The 18,475-nt window shown below is 60.3% G+C and carries 19 protein-coding genes; 11 read left to right on the forward strand and 8 right to left on the reverse strand.

Annotated elements, in window-relative coordinates; genetic code table 11:
* Positions 1-64 precede the first annotated feature (64 nt).
* On the forward strand, positions 65-2,590 hold the full coding sequence (gene pcrA, locus BJ985_RS00290; protein WP_179386221.1) for a DNA helicase PcrA: 2,526 nt from the start codon (positions 65-67) through the stop codon (positions 2,588-2,590).
* Here the strand turns inward: pcrA and BJ985_RS00295 are convergent.
* The gene (locus BJ985_RS00295; RefSeq protein ID WP_179386222.1) at positions 2,587-3,345 is read right to left on the reverse strand and encodes a M23 family metallopeptidase; all 759 of its coding nucleotides are present in this window, start codon (positions 3,343-3,345) and stop codon (positions 2,587-2,589) included. The two genes, pcrA and BJ985_RS00295, sit on opposite strands and share 4 nt — an antisense overlap.
* A gap of 635 nt (positions 3,346-3,980) precedes the next feature.
* Positions 3,981-4,730: a M23 family metallopeptidase gene (locus BJ985_RS00300; RefSeq protein ID WP_179386223.1), complete on the reverse strand. Its 750-nt coding sequence runs from the start codon at positions 4,728-4,730 to the stop codon at positions 3,981-3,983.
* A gap of 430 nt (positions 4,731-5,160) precedes the next feature.
* On the opposite strand from BJ985_RS00300, the gene BJ985_RS00305 reads away from it, so the two are divergent.
* From BJ985_RS00305 to BJ985_RS00325, 5 genes are read left to right on the forward strand one after another with little or no spacing between them, the layout of a single operon-like run.
* Entirely contained in the window at positions 5,161-6,843 is a 1,683-nt protein-coding gene (locus BJ985_RS00305) for a cell division protein PerM (RefSeq protein WP_218840658.1), read from the forward strand.
* Positions 6,844-6,865: 22 nt separating this feature from the next.
* Entirely contained in the window at positions 6,866-7,474 is a 609-nt protein-coding gene (purN, locus tag BJ985_RS00310; RefSeq protein ID WP_179387550.1) for a phosphoribosylglycinamide formyltransferase, read from the forward strand.
* Between the two features lie 27 nt (positions 7,475-7,501).
* A complete protein-coding gene (gene purH, locus BJ985_RS00315; protein ID WP_179386224.1) occupies positions 7,502-9,034 on the forward strand; it encodes a bifunctional phosphoribosylaminoimidazolecarboxamide formyltransferase/IMP cyclohydrolase in 1,533 nt (510 codons plus the stop codon).
* Positions 9,035-9,049: 15 nt separating this feature from the next.
* The gene (locus BJ985_RS00320) at positions 9,050-9,994 is read left to right on the forward strand and encodes a serine hydrolase (RefSeq protein WP_179386225.1); all 945 of its coding nucleotides are present in this window, start codon (positions 9,050-9,052) and stop codon (positions 9,992-9,994) included.
* A 24-nt stretch (positions 9,995-10,018) separates the two neighbouring features.
* Positions 10,019-10,651, forward strand: a complete 633-nt coding sequence (locus BJ985_RS00325) for a hypothetical protein (RefSeq protein WP_179386226.1) — start codon at positions 10,019-10,021, stop codon at positions 10,649-10,651.
* A 16-nt stretch (positions 10,652-10,667) separates the two neighbouring features.
* On the opposite strand, the gene BJ985_RS00330 is transcribed toward BJ985_RS00325, so the two are convergent.
* The 6 genes from BJ985_RS00330 to rpmB all read right to left on the reverse strand — a co-directional run bounded on the left by BJ985_RS00330 (position 10,668) and on the right by rpmB (position 13,490).
* Positions 10,668-11,384, reverse strand: coding sequence for a TetR/AcrR family transcriptional regulator (locus BJ985_RS00330; protein ID WP_150850908.1), 717 nt, complete (start codon positions 11,382-11,384; stop codon positions 10,668-10,670).
* A 102-nt stretch (positions 11,385-11,486) separates the two neighbouring features.
* Positions 11,487-12,266, reverse strand: coding sequence for a putative nucleotidyltransferase substrate binding domain-containing protein (locus BJ985_RS00335; RefSeq protein WP_179386227.1), 780 nt, complete (start codon positions 12,264-12,266; stop codon positions 11,487-11,489).
* A 241-nt stretch (positions 12,267-12,507) separates the two neighbouring features.
* Complete coding sequence (gene rpsR, locus BJ985_RS00340) at positions 12,508-12,762, reverse strand: 30S ribosomal protein S18 (RefSeq protein WP_005279904.1); 255 nt, start codon at positions 12,760-12,762, stop codon at positions 12,508-12,510.
* A gap of 15 nt (positions 12,763-12,777) precedes the next feature.
* Positions 12,778-13,083: a 30S ribosomal protein S14 gene (gene rpsN, locus BJ985_RS00345; protein WP_005279906.1), complete on the reverse strand. Its 306-nt coding sequence runs from the start codon at positions 13,081-13,083 to the stop codon at positions 12,778-12,780.
* Between the two features lie 3 nt (positions 13,084-13,086).
* Positions 13,087-13,251: a 50S ribosomal protein L33 gene (gene rpmG / locus BJ985_RS00350; protein ID WP_005279910.1), complete on the reverse strand. Its 165-nt coding sequence runs from the start codon at positions 13,249-13,251 to the stop codon at positions 13,087-13,089.
* Positions 13,252-13,253: 2 nt separating this feature from the next.
* Complete coding sequence (gene rpmB, locus BJ985_RS00355) at positions 13,254-13,490, reverse strand: 50S ribosomal protein L28 (protein WP_005279911.1); 237 nt, start codon at positions 13,488-13,490, stop codon at positions 13,254-13,256.
* A 473-nt stretch (positions 13,491-13,963) separates the two neighbouring features.
* Here rpmB and BJ985_RS00360 point away from each other — a divergent pair, with 473 nt between their 5' ends.
* The 5 genes from BJ985_RS00360 (at position 13,964) to BJ985_RS00380 (ending at position 18,419) form a co-directional block, all read left to right on the forward strand.
* Positions 13,964-14,233, forward strand: a complete 270-nt coding sequence (locus tag BJ985_RS00360) for a type B 50S ribosomal protein L31 (RefSeq protein WP_005323793.1) — start codon at positions 13,964-13,966, stop codon at positions 14,231-14,233.
* Between the two features lie 15 nt (positions 14,234-14,248).
* Positions 14,249-14,422, forward strand: a complete 174-nt coding sequence (gene rpmF, locus BJ985_RS00365; RefSeq protein WP_005279913.1) for a 50S ribosomal protein L32 — start codon at positions 14,249-14,251, stop codon at positions 14,420-14,422.
* A gap of 166 nt (positions 14,423-14,588) precedes the next feature.
* On the forward strand, positions 14,589-15,287 hold the full coding sequence (locus BJ985_RS00370) for a response regulator transcription factor (RefSeq protein ID WP_005323792.1): 699 nt from the start codon (positions 14,589-14,591) through the stop codon (positions 15,285-15,287).
* Between the two features lie 191 nt (positions 15,288-15,478).
* Positions 15,479-16,843 carry a HAMP domain-containing sensor histidine kinase gene (locus BJ985_RS00375; RefSeq protein WP_236587063.1) on the forward strand — a complete coding sequence of 455 codons (1,365 nt, stop codon included), beginning with the start codon at positions 15,479-15,481 and terminating at the stop codon, positions 16,841-16,843.
* Positions 16,844-16,952: 109 nt separating this feature from the next.
* Positions 16,953-18,419: a S1C family serine protease gene (locus BJ985_RS00380; RefSeq protein ID WP_179386228.1), complete on the forward strand. Its 1,467-nt coding sequence runs from the start codon at positions 16,953-16,955 to the stop codon at positions 18,417-18,419.
* Positions 18,420-18,475: the final 56 nt, after the last annotated feature.

Below are 18,475 nucleotides of genomic sequence, written 5' to 3' on the forward strand. Positions count from 1 at the left end.
GAAATAGCAGCTCGCACGGCGGAAACGGGTCGTGTCCGGTGGGGCTAGTAGGTTGGAAGACACTATGAACGAAAACTCTCCTTTTAGCCCTTCCCCGTCCACCGGTGGTGCCTCGAACCCTAGCCCCTTTAGCGGCTTCGGCGCACCGCGCGTAGCGAGCCCGCAATCCGAATCCCCCGATGCTTTGACCGACGGCCTCAACCCACAGCAGCTTGAGGCCGTTACCCACTCGGGCAGCCCGCTACTCATCGTGGCCGGCGCTGGTTCCGGCAAGACCGCCGTGCTTACCCGCCGCATTGCCTATCTCATGCGCCATCGCGGGGTAAATCCGTGGGAGATCCTCGCCATTACCTTTACTAATAAGGCCGCCGCGGAAATGAAGGAGCGCGTGGGTGGGCTGGTAGGCCCCGTGGCAGAGCGGATGTGGGTATCTACCTTCCACTCCATCTGCGTGCGCATCCTGCGCCAAAATGCGCAGCTGGTGCCGGGTCTTAATACCAATTTCACCATTTATGATGGCGATGATGCCCGCCGGCTATTGTCCATGATTGCTAAGGATATGCAGCTGGATCTGAAGAAGTACACCCCGCGCGTGCTGGCTAATCAGATTTCTAATCACAAAAATGAGCTCATCGGTCCCGAATCCGCACTGGAAAAGGCGCAGCAGACCAAGAACCCATTTGAGACCACCGTGGCCCAGGTCTATGCCGAATACCAGCGCCGCCTGCGCGCGGCCAATGCCGTGGACTTTGATGATCTCATCGGTGAGGTGGTGCGGATCTTCACTCAGCACCAGCAGGTGGTGGAGTTCTATCGCCGGCGCTTCAAGCACGTGCTTATCGACGAGTACCAGGACACCAACCACGCCCAATACGCCCTAGTTGCCGCGCTCGTGGGCAGGGGAGAGCTCGGCCCCGATGCCCCCGAGTTGTGCGTAGTGGGCGATTCTGATCAGTCCATTTATGCCTTCCGCGGGGCCACCATCCGCAATATTCAGGAATTCGAGCGCGACTACCCCCAGGCGCACACGATCTTGCTGGAACAAAATTATCGCTCTACGCAGACCATTCTCAACGCGGCCAATGCCGTGATCGCCAAGAATGAGAATCGCCGCGAGAAGAACCTGTGGACCGCCCACGGTGAGGGCGAGCAGATCGTAGGCTATGTTGCCGATAATGAGCACGATGAGGCGCGGTTCATCGCCTCTGAAATCGACTCCTTGGCGGATAAGGGCCGCAGCTATTCCGATATCGCGGTCATGTACCGCACCAATAACGCCTCCCGTGCGCTGGAAGATATCTTCATTCGCTCCGGAATTCCGTACAAGGTGGTGGGTGGCACGCGCTTTTATGAGCGGCGCGAAATCCGCGATATGGTGGCCTACCTGCGCATCTTGGATAACCCGGACGATACGGTAAGCCTGCGCCGCATCATCAACGTGCCCAAGCGTGCCATTGGTGACAAGGCGCAGGGGCATATTGCCCTCCATGCGGAAAACCACGGTATTAGCTTTGGCAAGGCGCTTGCCGATGTCCCCCGGGGCGACGTTCCAGGCCTTGGCACTCGGGCCATTAACGCTGTCACCAAATTCAACGACATGATGGAGGGTATCCGCAATCAGATTCCTTCCATGCGCGATGAGGTTACCGGCCAACCGGATTTGGGCGAGCTGCTTTCCACCATTTTGGATGCCACGGGATACAAGGCGGAATTGGAAAATTCGAATGATCCGCAGGACGGAGCGCGCCTAGATAACCTCAACGAGTTGGTATCGGTGGCGCGCGAATTCACCTCGGAGGCGGCCAACCAGCTTGCCGCATCCGGTGCGGATGCAGTGGACCCCTCCGAGCTAGTAGAGGAGGGCGAAGCTGCGCCCGGTTCGCTGCAGGCATTCTTGGAAAAGGTGTCGCTGGTGGCCGATGCTGACCAGATCCCAGATTCCGAGACTGGTGTGGTCACCATGATGACTCTGCACACCGCCAAGGGCCTTGAGTTCCCCGTAGTCTTTTTGACCGGCTGGGAGGATGGCCAATTCCCGCATATGCGTTCACTGGGTGACCCGAAGGAACTAAGCGAGGAGCGCCGCCTCGCCTATGTGGGCATTACCCGCGCTCGCGAGCAGTTGTATCTTACCCGCGCTATTTTGCGCTCGGCGTGGGGCAATCCGGTGACTAATCCCGCCAGCCGCTTCCTCGGCGAGGTCCCAGAAGACCTCATCAACTGGCGGCGCGAAGACTCCGATAGTTCCCTGACCGGCGCGTGGGGCGAGGACGACTACCAATATGGTCGTTCCTACGGCCGCGATTGGTCCGGGTGGGGCAGCGGTGGTTCCCGGTCCGGGTCGCGCGGTGGAGGGCGCGCTGCGTCTTCCCCATCGCAGCGCACCAGCAAGCCGGCGGCGACCTCGATGCCTAAGAACAATAACCTCAACCTAGCCGTGGGTGACCGCGTCAATCACGCTAAGTACGGGCTCGGAACTGTCATTGAGACGTCCGGCTCCGGCAAGCGCGCCACGGTCACCGTGGACTTTGGTTCTTCCGGTAAGGTCCGGCTGATGCTCATCGGCGGAGTGCCGATGGAAAAGCTTTAGACCGAAATGCCGCGCTCGTTGAACCAGGAAACGGGGTCAACGGCGGCGCCTCCGCCTGGGTGAATCTCAAAGTGGAGGTGCGGGCCAGTGGAGTGGCCCTCGCTGCCAATGCCGGCGATTTCCTGACCCGCGGTCACGCGCTCGCCCACATTTACCTTGAGCAGGTCTGCCGGCATGTGACCGTAGACGGAGATGGTGCCGTCATCGTGCTGGATGCGGATCCAGTTGCCAAAGCCCTGCGCTGGACCGGAGTTGATGACGGTGCCGTCCATGACCGCGTGAATCGGGGTGCCCACCGGGTTAGCTACGTCGATGCCGTTGTGCATCGTGCCCCAGCGCGGGCCGAAGCCAGAAGTAAGCGTGCCGGAGGTAGGAAAGACCACGGTATTGCCCGCGGAGTCCGTGCCGCGCTTCGTGGTGAGTCCCGAGTGATTCCCCTGCGGTGCGAAAGCTTCCTTCAGGCCCGGTACAGTGCCCGGGTCTAGGACGATATTGACGCCGCCGGATTCGTTTCCATCTACCTGCGGAGTAGTCTCGCCGTTCAGTACGCCTACGGTGGTGGTGGCCAGGCCAACAAGGGCGTCGACCACGCCGGCGTTATCTACGTTCGTAGCGGTGGGCTCGGAAGAGCCGTCCGATACGTCCACGCTAGCCACTGGCTCTGCAGCAAAAGCGGTGGTGCCGGTAGCAAGTACGGTGCCAAGCGTAACGATGCTCAACGCCACGTTCTTGCGTGCGCGGTTCATGCGCTTCATAGTTAAAGTCCTTTTCATGGCTGTGCATGGTCTTGGGACGCCCGCATCCTGGAGGAGGGCGGCGTCTTTCAACTGCCAACCGCGACACGCCGAAAGTCGAAATGCTTGCGCTCGTGATCGCTCGTGGCAACGAGTTAAAAGTTAGCCCGCTCGAACGGCCCGCGCAATCTTAAAAAACGCTGGTAGAGGCGGAAATAATTCGAAATTATTCGAACATGCCAGCTTGTTGCGCGTGTTGCGAATGTGACTCTAGTGGCGTCTGTAAAGTACTGGTTTAGGGTCTGGGGGTAGGATTCGGGGGTGGGTGTGCCGCTCTGGAAATGGTGTGTTGTGTTCAGGCCCAGTGATTAGCTAAAAGTGTGCATTTACCTGCGACAAGGCTGCGCACTGGACTTGCCTGTGTGGCGCAATTTGTGTTTAGGGGCCGGTGGTGGGGCGCTTGTCCTGGCGGGGCTTGCCCTTTGGTGGAGGCGCAATGGGAAGGCTGGGACGCACTTGAGTAGTCTTGGGGAAGGTTGGCTGCAGCCTCGGTGGTCGGGAGCCGTCGCTGGTGTCTTTAGAGCAATTGTGGGCATGAAAAAGCGCCGCAGGAAAGCCACTGCGGCGCTTAACAAGAAGGTGTTGGGGTGGGGGTCTTAGAGGTCGATGCCTCGCTCAGCCAGCCAAGGCTGCGGATCGATTGCCTCGCCACCGTTCGGGTGAACTTCGAAGTGGAGGTGGGAGCCGGTGGAAAAGCCCATCGAGCCCATGCCAGCAATCTTCTGGCCGGCGTGCACATGCTCGCCAACGGCAACGTCAAGAGTTTGCATGTGACCATAAACGGTCATGGTGCCGTCGTCGTGCATGATGCGGATCCACTGGCCAAAGCCGGAGGCTGGACCGGAGTCGATGACCGTACCATCCATGACGGCAAGGATTGGGGTGCCGGGAGAGTTAGCGATGTCGACTCCCTTGTGGAAGGTGCCCCAGCGCATGGCGAATGGGGAGGTGAATGCGCCTTCTGCAGGGCGGGCTACGGACGGTGCGCGAGCGGCCTCGTCGGCAGCGGCGCGCTCTTCAGAAGCCTGGATGGCCTTGTTGAGCTGATCAGTCAGATCGGCAACTGGCTTAGCCTCGGCAACGTTGAGGATCTGCGGGGTGGTATCAACCGGAGTCGCAGCGGCATCCTCAACCTGGGTGGAGTCAGAGGCGAGCTCGAAGTCAACGGACTGCGTCTTGGTGGTGGCCGCGTCATCGGACTGGATGTTTGCGGCGGCTGCGCCACCCACGCCGGCGGTGGAAACTGCACCTGCCGCAACCGTCATTACGGCAATGCGGCCCTTCGCAGTCTGCGAGGTGACAATCTTGCGATGGCGGCCGGCGCCACGCTGAACTTTGCTTCGCATTAGGTCTTCTTTCGTCATTTTCACAATCTGCGCAGAACGAGTGTTACGTCCCCACCGAGTTAGTTACGAGATTGTGACCTTCTTGTTACCAACGAGATGTAACAGTAGCGTCTCGAAAAGATAACAGCAACCCAAATTAAGAAATTTTCTGGCTCGCCTCGGGGAAATTGTCCACGAGCAGGCAACATGTGGGACGCGGAATATTATTAGTGCGATAAAGATCCCACGCGATCTCCGCGTACGTCACGCAAAACTAGCCGCCTTTTCCTTCATAGTATTACAGCCAGAGTTAAGGGTGTGAAACCAGGGTAGATTTTATACTCCTTATATATTTGTATAGCCCAGGTGCAGGGGTTGCCACCGGTGATTTTGCGGGCGCCTCGTCGCGCCACCCCGATTTCACTTCCGGAAGGTGGCAAAGTGGACGCCGATGAACAAAAACACCAGCCCCCAATCTCGGTCAACGCCCCGCCCGCGTAGCCAGGCGCGGGGCCGTACGGTGCGCGCGGAGCGCACCCCACGCGCGCCTCATCCCAGTGGGTCCCGCCAGTCCTCTGGATCTGCGCAGCGCGTCGCTCGCAAGGCCGGCTCCAAGGCTAAGGCGCGCCGTACCCCCGCGCCGTTGACCAAAGCCGGGCGCATTCGCCGCATGCTTATCACTGCGGCAGTGCCCAACGTGGTTATTGTCCTTATCATTATGGCCATCGCGCTTGGCGGTCTCATGCTCGCCGGCTCTCCCATGGCGTGGTGGTACACCATCGTGGCGGAGGCCTGGATGGTCTTTAACCTCGCTCCGGTCTCTGCGGCCGATGTGCATATTTCCTTCCTGCCGGCCTTGCCAGCGCTCATCCTCGCCGTGGTGGTAGCGGTTCGTGTGCGCAGCGCGGTAAAACACAAGGTCAGCGTCAAGGACCTGCTGACTCTTCTGGCCTGCGTGCTTGGCGTGCCGGTGGTATTTACCATCATCGCCTGGCTGATGCTGTGGGATGCGGGCAAGGTCTATGACGTCTCCCCGCCAAACCTGGCGCAGGCGTTGTTGCGCGTTATTGTTCTGCATCTGGCCGCCATGGCTGCCGGTATGGGTTGGCGCTTGTGGCGGGCGTTGGCCAAGCGTTATGGAGTGCCGCGCCCGCTTGTCGACGCCACCCAGATCGCCCTTCGCTACCTCGCCTACCTGGCCATTAGTGCATCCGCAGTCTTTGCGGTGGTCTTCCTTGTCAATGTCTCCCGCCAGGGCGAGATGATGAATGACTATCCCACGATCTCCGGTTTAGGCATTGCCGGACTCGTGCTGCTGAGCGTGCTTTATATTCCCAATGCCATCGTGAGCACCGCGGCGGTATTGGTGGGTTCGGAGTTTTCCGTCGGCGAAGGCTCGGTAAGCCTCTTTAGCGCCCACCTCGTGCCGCTGCCACCGCTCCCCATTACCGGCGGCATTCCTGCATCCGCGCCCAGCTGGGCGGTGGCGCTATTGATCGTCCCCCTCGGCGCTGCAATCTATTCGTTGTATAAGAAGCGTCCGAACTTTCAGGACGTACTAGTAGCTACGGTGGCCGCCGCAGTAATCATGCTGGTTGCCTGCTTCCTTGTTAGCGGTGACCTTGGCTACTACGGCGCGACCGGCCCGCAGCTGTGGACTGCCGCAGGCCTTACCGCCCTGTGGATGGCCGTCGTTGGTTGCGCCGTTGCCGCAGGCTTCGCCTTCGTAGCCTGGCGCGCGGCCCGCACGGCACCTAGTGCGGACCCTGCCGACGCTGCCACCACTACCGAGGTAACCGATGCAGCCGCCGCCGAAACTGACGACACCCCCGTCGAGCCGGAGCGCGAGCCCATCACCGATCCGGAAATCGTTGATGCCGAGGTAGTCGAGGACGAGCCCCAGGATTCCGCATCTGCCGAGGCCGCGGAGGAACCGGAAGAAGAGCAGAAAAAAGAGGACACTCCAGCCGAAGAAACAGCGGAGGAGCCGAAAGAGGAACCGGAAAAAGAGACTGAGGAGGGCGATGAAAGGGGCGTCGCCAAGCCGCTGAGCCAACAGCTCAAAGACCAAATGGGGGAGAGCGAGCAGGACTCCTCGAGCGAAGATTCTCCCGAGGAGGGGGAGAGGGGCTAGGCTATAGCGCGTGACTTCACCGATGCCTCCGCGCTATGCCGCTGACCCTGAACGCCTCCGAGTGGTGGTGCTCGTTTCTGGAACGGGTTCCCTGCTACAAGCCATCGTGGATGCCCAGGCTGGGCACTACCAGGTAGTCAAGGTGGTGGCGGATAAGGAATGCCACGGTATTTCGCGCGCACAGGACCACGGTATTGATACCGAGGTTGTGGCGCTGGGTGCCGATCGCGCCGAATGGAATCAACGTCTGGTTGACGCAGTAGATGCTGCGCATCCAGACGTTGTTGTTTCTGCGGGCTTTATGAAGATTCTGGGCCAGGAATTCTTGGACCGCTTCGAAGGCCGCACCATCAATACCCACCCGGCGCTACTGCCTGCCTTCAAGGGAGCGCACGCGGTGCGCGACGCCCTGGATTATGGCGTGAAGATCACTGGCTCTACCGTCCACTTTGTGGACGCGGGCGTGGATACCGGCCCCATCATCGCGCAGCGCCCCGTTGCCATTAACGCCGACGATGACGAGTCCACCCTCCACGAGCGCATCAAACAAGTAGAGCGCGATCTCATCGTGGAGGTGCTGCGTGCAGCTAACGTCCACGACGAGAAACTTACTATTCAACTCGCAGACTAAGACTTTTCGAAAGGCTTAATCCTCCTCATGAGCGAAGACCGCAAGCAGGTAAAGCGCGCCCTTATCAGCGTGTACGACAAGACCGGGCTGGAGGATCTAGCCCGCGCCCTCGATAAGGCAGGCGTGGAAATCGTCTCCACCGGCTCCACCGCGAAGAAGATCGCGGACCTGGGCATCGAGGTCACTCCGGTAGAAAAGCTCACCGGCTTCCCGGAGTGCTTGGAAGGCCGCGTCAAGACGCTGCACCCGCGCGTGCACGCCGGCATCTTGGCCGATACCCGCAAGGATGACCACCTCAACCAGCTCTCCGAGCTCGAGGTAGAGCCTTTCCAGCTCGTCGTGGTCAACCTGTACCCCTTCCGCGAGACTGTAGCTTCTGGCGCGGACTTTGATGGCTGCGTGGAACAGATTGATATCGGCGGCCCGTCCATGGTGCGCGCGGCTGCCAAGAACCACCCGTCTGTTGCCGTCGTCGTGGATCCTTCCCGCTACGACGAGGCCGTGGAGGCCGTGAACAACGGTGGCTTTACCCTAGAGCAGCGCCGTGGCCTGGCGCGCGATGCCTTCCTGCACACCGCGGATTATGATGCGGCCGTCTCCGCGTGGTTCGTGGATCAGCTCAGCGAGGAGGGCCAAACCACCCCGCTGCGCTACGGCGAGAACTCTCACCAGGCGGCTACTGTCACCCGCATCGGTTCCAAGGGCCTTGCCAATGCCACCCAGTTCAATGGCAAGGAGATGAGCTACAACAACTACCAGGATGCGGATGCCGCGTGGCGCGCCGCGTGGGACCACGAGCGCCCCTGCGTTGTGATTATCAAGCACACCAACCCATGCGGCATTGCCGTGTCCGAGGAGTCCATCGCCGCCGCCCACCGCGCCGCCCACGCGTGCGACCCAATGTCCGCTTTTGGCGGCGTGATTGCCGTCAACCGCGAGGTCACCGTAGAGATGGCCGAGCAGGTAAAGGAGATCTTTACCGAGGTCATCGTCGCTCCTTCCTATGAGGACGGCGCCATTGACGTGCTTAAGGCCAAGAAGAACCTGCGCGTGCTGCAGGCAGAGCACGAAGACCAGCACGAGGAGCGCAAGTACATCTCCGGCGGCGTTCTCACCCAGGAGCCAGACACCTACCAGGCCGAGGGCGATAACCCGGCCAACTGGACCCTGGCTGCGGGCGAGGCCCTCAACGAGTCCGACTTGGCTGAGCTCGAGTTCGCCTGGCGCGCCGTGCGCGCGGTGAAGTCCAACGCCATCTTGCTGGCCAAGGACAATGCCACCGTGGGCGTGGGCATGGGCCAGGTCAACCGCGTTGACTCCGCCAAGCTGGCCGTCGAGCGCGCCAACACCTTGGCCGATGGTGCCAACCGCACCGAGGGCTCCTTCGCCGCTTCTGACGCCTTCTTCCCGTTCGCCGATGGTTTGCAGGTGCTTCTCGACGCCGGCGTTAAGGCCGTGGTCCAGCCCGGCGGCTCCATCCGCGACGAAGAAGTCATCGCGGCAGCGAAGGAAGCCGGCGTTACTTTGTACCTGACCGGTACCCGCCACTTCGCGCACTAGCCTAAGCTAAATGCCATGACATTCCCTATCCGCCGGGCCTGGGGCCCGGCAGCCGCCCTCGTCGCCTGCGCGCTCACCCTAAGCGCCTGCGGTGACGAGGACGCGGCGAATAATTCCCCTACCTTTGTCAACACCGAGGCCCGCGGCACGGCCGATCCCCTCTACGGTGAGACCACGTCCGCATCGCCCGCGGCCTCATCCGCAGCGCCAGCCGCCTCGTCTGCGCCTGCCTCTTCCTCGGAGCCATCGGCCGCGGCACCCGCCGGTGACGTCCAAGCCGTGCTCGACCGCATCGTGGCCGAACACGGCGATGTGGGCATCGCGGTCTCCGATGGCACGACCACCATTGAAGCGGGGCGCACCGCTCCCGAGGCCGCGTGGTCAACCTCCAAGGTGCCGGTGCTCATCGCGGCGAATCGCACGGGTGTGGCCGATAGCCAGCTGGTGTCCTCTGCAATCACCTACTCCGATAACGAGGCCGCCAAGGCCGCGTGGGCGGGGCTAGGGGAGGGCACCGCCGCCGCGCAGGCCGCGCAAAGCGTCATCGCGGAGGCGGGCGATACCGCCACCCAAGTCCAATCCCAGGTCACCCGCCCGGAATTCACGGCCTTTGGCCAAACCATGTGGAGCGTGGGCAACCAAGCAAAGTTCATGGCCGGGCTGCGCTGCGTTGAAGGCGCCCAGCCGATTATCGACGCCATGGGTGTCGCCGATCCCGCCCAAGCCTACGGCCTGCGCACCTTGCCGGGCGCCTTGATGAAGGGCGGCTGGGGCCCGAGCCCTGCCGGTTCCTACGACGTGCGGCAGATGGGCATCGTGCAGCTGGGCGGTCACGACGTCGCCGTGGCACTAATCGCCTCGTCTCCTGATGGCCAGTACGCCTCCACCCAAACCGTGCTTACCTCCATGGCCGAAGCCCTAGCGCAGGCCCAAACCCAGTGGCCCAGCCCCGCCTGCTAAGCCTGTCAGTAGAAAGGAAAACCCATGACTTCTCGCTTAAGCCTTCGCCCGCTTATCGCCGCAGGCTTCGTCCCGCTCGTGGCCGCCAGCCTCGCGCTGAGCGGTTGCAGTGACTCCACGGACGACGCTGCCCCAAGCTTCAAAGGCAAGGGCAGTGGAATGACCACGGTCAATAACTCCGACAAAGAAGAGGAGAACGCCGAGGAATCCACGCCCGCGCAAGAGACCGTAACCAAGGAGGAGGAAGCCCCTGAGAAACCGCCGGTAGTCACGGTCACGCAGACGGAAAAGCAGGAGGCCCCGTCTTCCTCCGGTGGGGGTCAGAAGACTGGTGTGGGAAACTACATTTCTGATTTCAACGAGTACGGATGGCTCGATGGCGGCTACGCCAACTGTCAGCGCTTTGAGCGTGCCTTGTTCGCTGGGGCTGGTCCCGACGGCAGAGCTATCATTTGCGAGACCGGAGGTGGCTACAAGTTCTATCGCTCGTCGATGTTTGATGGCCAGTTTGAATCGGGTGACGTTACCCAAGACGGCAATAACTACTACGTCAATGCGGATCCGTCGATCATTGTGGTGACGCCGAGTGGCGTAAGCGTGCGCGAGGGCGGCGGATTGGCCGCCACGGGCGAGTTCACGGAGTCGTGGCAGCGCTAACGCGGATAACGAGGGGCTAGCGCGACTTCTTCTTGCGGTCGGCCGCAGCAGCGGCGGCCGCAGAGATGGAGTCGTTGCGATTCTTGAGCAGCTCGAGGGTAGTTTCCTCGGCATTGTCGGGGACGGAGGCGCCGAGGACGGCCAAGGCGGCGTCGGCAAGCATGGCAGCAGTCTCCGGAACCGACTGGGAAGCGTCGAACGGCGGGGTGCCGTTATTGGGGCGCATTTCAATAACGGACAGCGCGATGTGGAAGGGCAGCTCCACGCGGGGGTCATCCTCGCCCACGATGGCGGCGGCGGTGGAGCGGAAATGGTTCTGCAGGCGGTCGCGTGACTCGTGATACTCGGAGAACTCCGGGGAATTGGCCACCGGCAGCTGATACAGGCGGCCCACGTTCCAGCCACTGGTGAGCAACAGACGCGATTCCGCGGCGACCAAAGACCACAGGCGCTGTGCCGGGTCCGCGTCGGTGCCCGCCAACTCATCGGCCAACTCCAAGGAGGGCTCGATGGTGGAATTGAGCAGCGTCAGGAAAATCTCCGTCTTGGACGGGAAGTGGTAGTACAGCGACGCCTGACGGATGCCCACCGCGTCTGCAATCTGGTGCGTGGACGTGGTAGCAAAACCCTGAGTAGTGAAAAGCTCAGAGGAGGCGTCCAAAATCTCCTCACGGGCGCTATTGCCCCTGCGCCGCGGGCTGTGTTTACGCGGCCTACCGACATTGCCTGCCATGCGGTGGGACGCCTCCTTTCACAAAAGAGAAATCGCTTTTAATAATCAACTGTACAATCTTATGCCCGACTAGGTACTGCTTCCGAATCCGCACCGTAGAGACTATTTATATTCTTCTGCCCGCCGGGAAATAGACTCAAACGCCGCCGAGACAATGCGGCACGCAGAACCATAAGCGGTGCGGTCCAGCGGCGGAAGATCGCGCAGCGTGACCGGGCGATCGCTAACGCCCTCATACCAACGGCGCAACTCTAACGCATAACCGGTGCGCCACGCTAGGTCCAAAGACTCTGCGTCCGCGGCGGTGAGCAAATCGCGTTCCACGCCGATCGCCAGCCGATCCACCGTCGGGCGCGGCCCCGGCGCTGCCCAGCGTGCGATTGCTGCGATGGGGGAGAGCAGCGTGGCCTTGATGTCTACCGCTGCATCGCGGTCCGGCAGCCCATCGACCATCTTGAGGGCAGGCGGACGCTGGGCCAAGGCTTCTTCCAGTAGTGCTTGTTCTCCGCCGTTTCCGAGGGGCAGGCCGGCGTCGACGCGCGCGGCGATGGAATCGGCGGCTGCGTGAGCTTGGAGACCGACATCGGCGAAGACGTCTTGGAGATCGGCATCGTCGCCCATCCACTCCACAGGCATGGACGGCAGCTGGTCGCCGCGGGCCGCAGCGCCGCTGAGGCGGACTGGGGAGTTGACCCCCGGGGAGCGAACAATATCCGTAATCAGCCGGGAATACCAGTGGGCCAATTCAATCTCATTGTCCTGGTGGGCGACCGCATTGCGCAAGATATCTTGGGCCTCTGCGAGCAGTCCGCGGGCCGTAGCGCGGGACTGGCAGTGCGGGGCGAGCTCGGAAAGATCGAGTAGGGATTGGTGCAGGGCCATTGCTCACTGCCTTTCACTAGTGCGGGGCCGGTGCTTTCCCGCCGGCTGCGGGGTGCACGAATGCTTTCAATCTAACACTTCGGCTCTGTGATCCGGGCATGTGGGCCACGAGGAAGGGGTGGGAGGGCTAAAACGACTTTCGCCGCCTGCCCTCGAGGAGGGAGGCGGCGAAAGCTTATGGTTCTTTTACCGTGTCACACTTGCCAGCGGCAAAAGTGCGCTGTTGATACCCAGCTACTGTTTAGCGGGTGGTGAACGGCAGGAGAGCCATTTCGCGTGCGTTCTTGACTGCGGTAGCAACCTGACGCTGCTGCTGCGGGGTCAGACCGGTGACGCGACGGGAACGGATCTTGTGACGATCCGAGATGAACAGACGCAGAGTCTTGGTGTCCTTGTAGTCCACCTTCTCGATGCCCTCAGCCTTCAAAGGGTTCTTCTTTGGGCGACGGCTCTGCTCCATACGGAACTTCTTTTGGTTATTGCGCTTATTAGCCATTGTGCAATTACCCCTTTACCAGCTGGACTTACGAACGCCCGGCAGCTCACCACGGTGAGCCATGCCGCGCATACGGACACGGGACAGGCCGAACTTGCGGAGGTAACCGCGTGGGCGGCCATCGGCAGCGTCACGGTTACGTACGCGGGCTGGGGAAGCGTCACGAGGCTGGCGGTTCAGCTCGAACTGAGCCTCCAGGCGCTCCTCATCCGGGGTGTTCGGGTTCTTGATGATCTTCTTGAGCTCAGCGCGACGCTCCGCGTAGCGGGCGACGATTTCCTTGCGCTGCTCGTTCTTAGCGATCTTGGACTTCTTAGCCATTGATTATCGCTCCTCGCGGAATTCGACGTGCTTGCGGGCAATCGGATCGAACTTCTTCAAGGTGATGCGATCCGGGTTGTTGCGCTTGTTCTTACGGGTCACGTAGGTGTAACCGGTGCCCGCAGTGGACTTAAGCTTGATGATTGGGCGGATATCGTTACGTGCCATACTTAAATCTTCTCCCCACGTGCGCGAATCTTAGCCACAACGGACTCGATGCCATCGCGGTCGATGATCTTCATGCCCTTGGTGGAAACATTCAGGGTGATGGTACGGCCCTCAGAGGGCAGGTAGTAGCGACGACGCTGCACGTTGGGGTTCCAACGGCGCGAAGTGCGGCGGTGCGAGTGCGAGACCTGCTTGCCGAATTCCGGCTTGCGGCCCGTTACCTGGCAAATAGCCGACATGGGTCTTCTTTCTCCTAGCCGCCCACATCATGGCTATAGACAATGAAGCGCCGACTGCCGTGTGAGGGTGGCAGTGCTCAAAAGTGAGGTGTGAGCGGGTGCGGCGCCATTGTCAAACACCAGTAGACGGGGCGTAAAACGTATATTTTGACAACAGCAAGGGAAAATCTTACAGCCTCGGACGCGAATTACCTAATCGCTATCTTGCTGTGGCAAGTGAGCCGTTTGCCGTGCTGGGGTGGTGTTTGCCTGTGGGGTGCCGCCAAGCGTGGCGCAAGAAACGTGAGTGAAATGAGTGGTCGCCGCTGGTCGGGGATTTCGTATATGGGTTAGTTGACTGTAGGATAATTCAGGTTGTTGACCCGTGCCACGCGGCGCGCGGTTAACAGAGTGAAATTTGTACGTCCCAACTCGGGCACGATCCACGCTAAGCGTGTGGAACCGACCCGTAGTCCAACCCTGAGGGAATATATATGAAGAAAGATATTCACCCGGATTACCACCCGGTAGTCTTCCGCGATGCTGGTACCGGTCACTCCTTTTTGACCAAGTCCACCGCTTCCTCCGACCGCACCGTTGAGTGGGAAGACGGCAACGAGTACCCACTGATCGTCGTTGACGTTACCGCTGAGTCCCACCCGTTCTGGACTGGTGCACAGCGCGTTATGGATACCGCCGGCCGCGTCGAGCGCTTCAACCAGCGCTTCGGTGGCATGGCACGCCGCAAGAAGAAGAACGCGTAAGGAGGAGAGTAGAAAATGGCAACTCCTAAGTTTAAGAAGTCCCGTGCGAACACCCACGCACGTCGTTCCCAGTGGAAGGCTGACAACGTAGCCCTCCAGGAAGTCACCATCGACGGCCAGACCGTCCGCATCCCGCGCCGCCTGGTTAAGGCTGCCAAGCTGGGCCTGGTTGACGTAGAGCAGTTCTAAGCTCGCTCTTAAATCTCCCCGTCCGCTCTCCTTAGAGGGCTGGGCGGGGATTTTTTAGCTTTAGAAACCTCCTATAAGCATGTTTTAACCGTATTTGGGGGGCTATGGGGGGTAAATATTTCTCTTAACTTCATGAAGTTGACTGCCATCAGTAATAATTAGGACTATGAAAATCCTTGTGGTGGATGATGAACAAGCCGTCCGCGAATCGCTACGCCGTTCCCTACGTTTTAACGGCTACGAAGTGCTGACCGCTAACGACGGCCTGGAAGCCGTCGAGACGGTGCGCGCTGAGAATCCAGAATTGTTGATTCTGGACGTCATGATGCCCAACATGGATGGCCTTGAGGTATGCCGCACCCTGCGCAGTGAGGGTTGGGACCGTCCAATCCTCGTTCTGACCGCGCGCGATGGTGTTTCGGACCGTGTGGCTGGCCTCGATGCCGGCGCGGATGATTACCTGCCAAAGCCATTCGCATTGGAAGAGCTCTTGGCCCGCGTGCGCTCCTTGGTACGGCGTGCCTCTGCAGATTCCATCGCGGCTGAAGCCCCGGTGGAAAGCAAGCTCAGCTTCGAGGACCTTGAGCTTGACGCCGATACCCGCGAAGTAAGCCGCGGTGGCCGCGCCATTTCCTTGACCCGCACCGAGTTTGCGCTGCTGCAATTGCTGATGGAAAATCCCCGCAAGGTTCTCTCCCGCAGCAAGATCCTGGAAGAGGTATGGGGTTACGATTTCCCTACCTCCGGCAATGCTCTCGAGGTCTATATCGGCTACCTGCGTAAGAAGACCGAGGGCGAGGGCGACGCTCGCCTCATCCACACCGTCCGTGGTGTGGGCTATGTTTTGAGGGAGTCTAATCCGTGATTTTAAGGAAGCCCGCTTCCCTTGCGGTGGCTTCCGGGAAAGCACAGTCCACCCCTCTTACCGAGTTCTCTGATAGTCAGGGGAGTTGGGCTTCACGGGCGCCACTGCGGTGGCGCCTTGCTACTGTTACTGGCCTTGTGGTGGCCGTAGCCGTTGCCTTGATGACGTTGGCAACGTATTGGGTAGTTTCTATGTCCCTTACCGCCTCCGTCGATGACCGCTTGGAGGCCAAGGCCGATGTCTTGTTGCGGCAAAGCCAAGACCCGCGGTTCATGGATAACGTGGACCAGGAAATCGAGGACTTTAAGTCCTATAACCCTGGCACCCGTGTAGCCCTATCACCGCCCTCCATGAGCTTTTCCTACGGCGACACCATTCCTGTGGGCGGGGACTTCCACCGGACGGAGAATTACACGGAAACTTCCGTGCGTACCGTCGGCGGCGAGCGGGTGTTGGCCAAGCGTCATGATCTCGGCTCTACCGTGGTCGTCGCTCAGTCTCTCGCATCTACGCAAGAGCTCATAGCCATCTTGGGCACGGTGCTACTGATTATCGTTGCCCTTGGTATCGTGCTCGCCATTTTTGCAGGCCTCATCGTGTCCAAAACCGGTATGCAACCCATCGCCCGGCTGAAGCGAGCGGTGGATTACGTGACGCAGACCAACGACCTGCGTCCTATTGAGGTCTCCAATAACGACGAGATGGCGCAGTTGACCACCTCCTTTAACCAGATGCTGGAGGCACTGCAGGAATCCCGTTCGCAGCAGTCTCAGTTCGTAGCCGATGCTGGACACGAGCTAAAGACCCCGCTGACCTCTATGCGTACCAATATTGAGCTTTTGATGATGCTCAATCGCGCCGGTGGTGGCTTTGGCATGAGCGATGAGGACCGCAAGGACCTCGAAGATGACGTCATGTCCCAGATGAATGAGCTCTCCACCTTGATTGGAGACCTCGTTGATTTGGCGCGCGAGGACGGCAATGAGCGCGAACCGGAACCGGTTGACCTTTGTGAAGTCATGATGGCTTCGCTGGAGCGTGCGCGCCGCCGCCGTCCCGATGTGGAGTTCTTGGTGCGCTTTATCCCGTGGGAGCTGGACGGCGACCCCTTCGCATTGGGTCGTGCCACGCTTAACCTCATGGACAATGCGGCTAAGTGGTCGCCGGCAACTGGCACGGTGCGCGTATCCATGGAGCAGCTATCCTCCCACGAGGTGCGCCTGCGCTTTGATGATTCTGGGCCTGGCATTGCTCCGGAGGAGCGGGAGAAGGTCTTTGAGCGCTTCTATCGTTCGGCAGAAGCGCGCTCCATGCCGGGATCGGGCTTGGGCTTGGCCATTGTGAAATCGGTAATTGAACGCCACGATGGCACGATCAAGATCCGCGAGTCTAATGATGGTGGCACCCGCATGGAAGTCATCTTGCCGGGCAAGCCTGTGCCGGGTGAGATTTTCGTGGACGGTTTGGCAGACCCGCATGAGGGGCTGCCGGGTGGTAAGGAAGACCCAAGCGACCGGGGTGAAATCTTTGCGCAGCGTTGGTTTAATCAGGGCTAGCGTACAAGCGTTTATACTGGTGAGGTAATACAGCAACCTTTCAGGAATTCCTAGTAGGTTGGCAGATCAGTATCAGTCTTGACCAAGCGAAGTGAGGCATAGTTTTCTCATGAACATGAGGAATGACGATTACCGCGGCTTTGATGGAAACTCCCCGGAGGGAGTGTCCCAGGAAGGTCCGGGTAGGGCCGAGCCGGTTCAGGGTGGTCCGAACTTTGGAGAAACCAACCAGCAAGATGCCGTGGCTGGCAATGCTGGACCCTACAGCGGCGACACTGGTCCTTATAGTGGCGCTGACGCGCAGGCACAAGAGACTGGCTCCTATTCACAAGGCTGGAATCAGCCGCGCGGCGGTGCACAAGGCGATGACCCACGAACACTAGGTTCGCTCGGGCCGTACCCGAACGGCCCACAGACCCAAAGCTTTAGCGGTCAGGGACAGGAAGGCCCGATGGTCACCCCTCTTCCTCCGCAGCCGGAGCAAAAGAAGAAAATCGGCTTGGGTGCCGCCACCGCTTTGGCGGCCGTTGCCGCCATCGCCGCAGGCTCGATTGCCGGTGCTGTGGTCGGTATGAGTTCCGGGGGAGGCAATAACGATACCTCTGTAGTCAATGAAGCCCTCAAGGCTGAGCCGGCCAACAATAGCACCGGTAAGGAACCGGAGCAGGGTTCCGTTGAAGAAGTTGCCTCTAAGGTTTTGCCGGCGGTGGTTTCTATCCAGACGATGACTCGTACTGGTGGGGCTGAAGGCTCCGGTTCTGTCATCTCCCCAGATGGTTATGTACTGACCAACCACCACGTGGTTGCCGGTGCTGAGCACGGTGGCATGATGCAGGTGACCATGAATGACGGCAGCAAGCATGAAGCTGACGTGGTGGCCTCGGATGCGAATACGGACGTTGCCATCGTGAAAATCAAGGACGTCAAGGACCTGCCGTTCTTGCAGTTCGGCGACTCCGATTCCGTTGCCGTGGGCCAAGAGGTGGTGGCCGTGGGCTCACCTTTGGGCCTGAACGCTACCGTGACCTCGGGCATCGTGTCGGCAAAGAACCGTCCCGTGCGCGCGTCCCAGGAGGGTGGCGAGTCCTCATTGATTGACGCCATTCAGACCGATGCTGCAGTTAACCCTGGCAACTCCGGCGGCCCGCTGGTGGATCGAGACGGCAATATCGTGGGCATGAACTCCATGATTGCTTCGCTGTCTAATGACTCCTCCGGCGAGGGCGGCTCCATTGGCTTGGGCTTTGCAATTCCATCCAACTTTGCCAAGCGCATGGCAGATGAGCTCATCAATGACGGCAAAGTTTCCCACCCAACCCTTGGCGTGAAGGTGCTAGCGCGCGACGACGGCAATGGTGCCCGCATCGCCGAGGTAGAGCCGGGCGGTCCAGCAGATAAGGCGGGTTTGAAGGATGGCGACATTGTCACCCGCGTCAACGACCGCCTGATTGAAAACGCTGATGCGCTCATCGCGGCGGCGCGATCGCAGGACTTTGGCGCGACGGTGACCTTGGAGGTTACCCGCGAAGACTCGGATGAATCTCGTCAGGTAGAGGTAACCCTCTCAGGCGAGTAAATTACTGTGCAAGACCTCATTAGGTGCTGAATGCGCCGTACCTCACCCCGCCACAA

This window comes from Corynebacterium tuberculostearicum, assembly GCF_013408445.1.
Lineage (GTDB): Bacteria > Actinomycetota > Actinomycetes > Mycobacteriales > Mycobacteriaceae > Corynebacterium > Corynebacterium tuberculostearicum.

What these genes read in the sequence shown, in the direction of transcription:
- pcrA (WP_179386221.1), top strand. Translation starts at nt 65, where the DNA reads ATGAACGAAAACTCTCCTTTTAGCCCTTCCCCGTCCACCGGTGGTGCC.
- BJ985_RS00295 (WP_179386222.1), bottom strand. Translation starts at nt 3,345, where the DNA reads ATGAAGCGCATGAACCGCGCACGCAAGAACGTGGCGTTGAGCATCGTT.
- BJ985_RS00300 (WP_179386223.1), bottom strand. Translation starts at nt 4,730, where the DNA reads ATGCGAAGCAAAGTTCAGCGTGGCGCCGGCCGCCATCGCAAGATTGTC.
- BJ985_RS00305 (WP_218840658.1), top strand. Translation starts at nt 5,161, where the DNA reads ATGAACAAAAACACCAGCCCCCAATCTCGGTCAACGCCCCGCCCGCGT.
- purN (WP_179387550.1), top strand. Translation starts at nt 6,866, where the DNA reads ATGCCTCCGCGCTATGCCGCTGACCCTGAACGCCTCCGAGTGGTGGTG.
- purH (WP_179386224.1), top strand. Translation starts at nt 7,502, where the DNA reads ATGAGCGAAGACCGCAAGCAGGTAAAGCGCGCCCTTATCAGCGTGTAC.
- BJ985_RS00320 (WP_179386225.1), top strand. Translation starts at nt 9,050, where the DNA reads ATGACATTCCCTATCCGCCGGGCCTGGGGCCCGGCAGCCGCCCTCGTC.
- BJ985_RS00325 (WP_179386226.1), top strand. Translation starts at nt 10,019, where the DNA reads ATGACTTCTCGCTTAAGCCTTCGCCCGCTTATCGCCGCAGGCTTCGTC.
- BJ985_RS00330 (WP_150850908.1), bottom strand. Translation starts at nt 11,384, where the DNA reads ATGGCAGGCAATGTCGGTAGGCCGCGTAAACACAGCCCGCGGCGCAGG.
- BJ985_RS00335 (WP_179386227.1), bottom strand. Translation starts at nt 12,266, where the DNA reads ATGGCCCTGCACCAATCCCTACTCGATCTTTCCGAGCTCGCCCCGCAC.
- rpsR (WP_005279904.1), bottom strand. Translation starts at nt 12,762, where the DNA reads ATGGCTAATAAGCGCAATAACCAAAAGAAGTTCCGTATGGAGCAGAGC.
- rpsN (WP_005279906.1), bottom strand. Translation starts at nt 13,083, where the DNA reads ATGGCTAAGAAGTCCAAGATCGCTAAGAACGAGCAGCGCAAGGAAATC.
- rpmG (WP_005279910.1), bottom strand. Translation starts at nt 13,251, where the DNA reads ATGGCACGTAACGATATCCGCCCAATCATCAAGCTTAAGTCCACTGCG.
- rpmB (WP_005279911.1), bottom strand. Translation starts at nt 13,490, where the DNA reads ATGTCGGCTATTTGCCAGGTAACGGGCCGCAAGCCGGAATTCGGCAAG.
- BJ985_RS00360 (WP_005323793.1), top strand. Translation starts at nt 13,964, where the DNA reads ATGAAGAAAGATATTCACCCGGATTACCACCCGGTAGTCTTCCGCGAT.
- rpmF (WP_005279913.1), top strand. Translation starts at nt 14,249, where the DNA reads ATGGCAACTCCTAAGTTTAAGAAGTCCCGTGCGAACACCCACGCACGT.
- BJ985_RS00370 (WP_005323792.1), top strand. Translation starts at nt 14,589, where the DNA reads ATGAAAATCCTTGTGGTGGATGATGAACAAGCCGTCCGCGAATCGCTA.
- BJ985_RS00375 (WP_236587063.1), top strand. Translation starts at nt 15,479, where the DNA reads ATGTCCCTTACCGCCTCCGTCGATGACCGCTTGGAGGCCAAGGCCGAT.
- BJ985_RS00380 (WP_179386228.1), top strand. Translation starts at nt 16,953, where the DNA reads ATGAACATGAGGAATGACGATTACCGCGGCTTTGATGGAAACTCCCCG.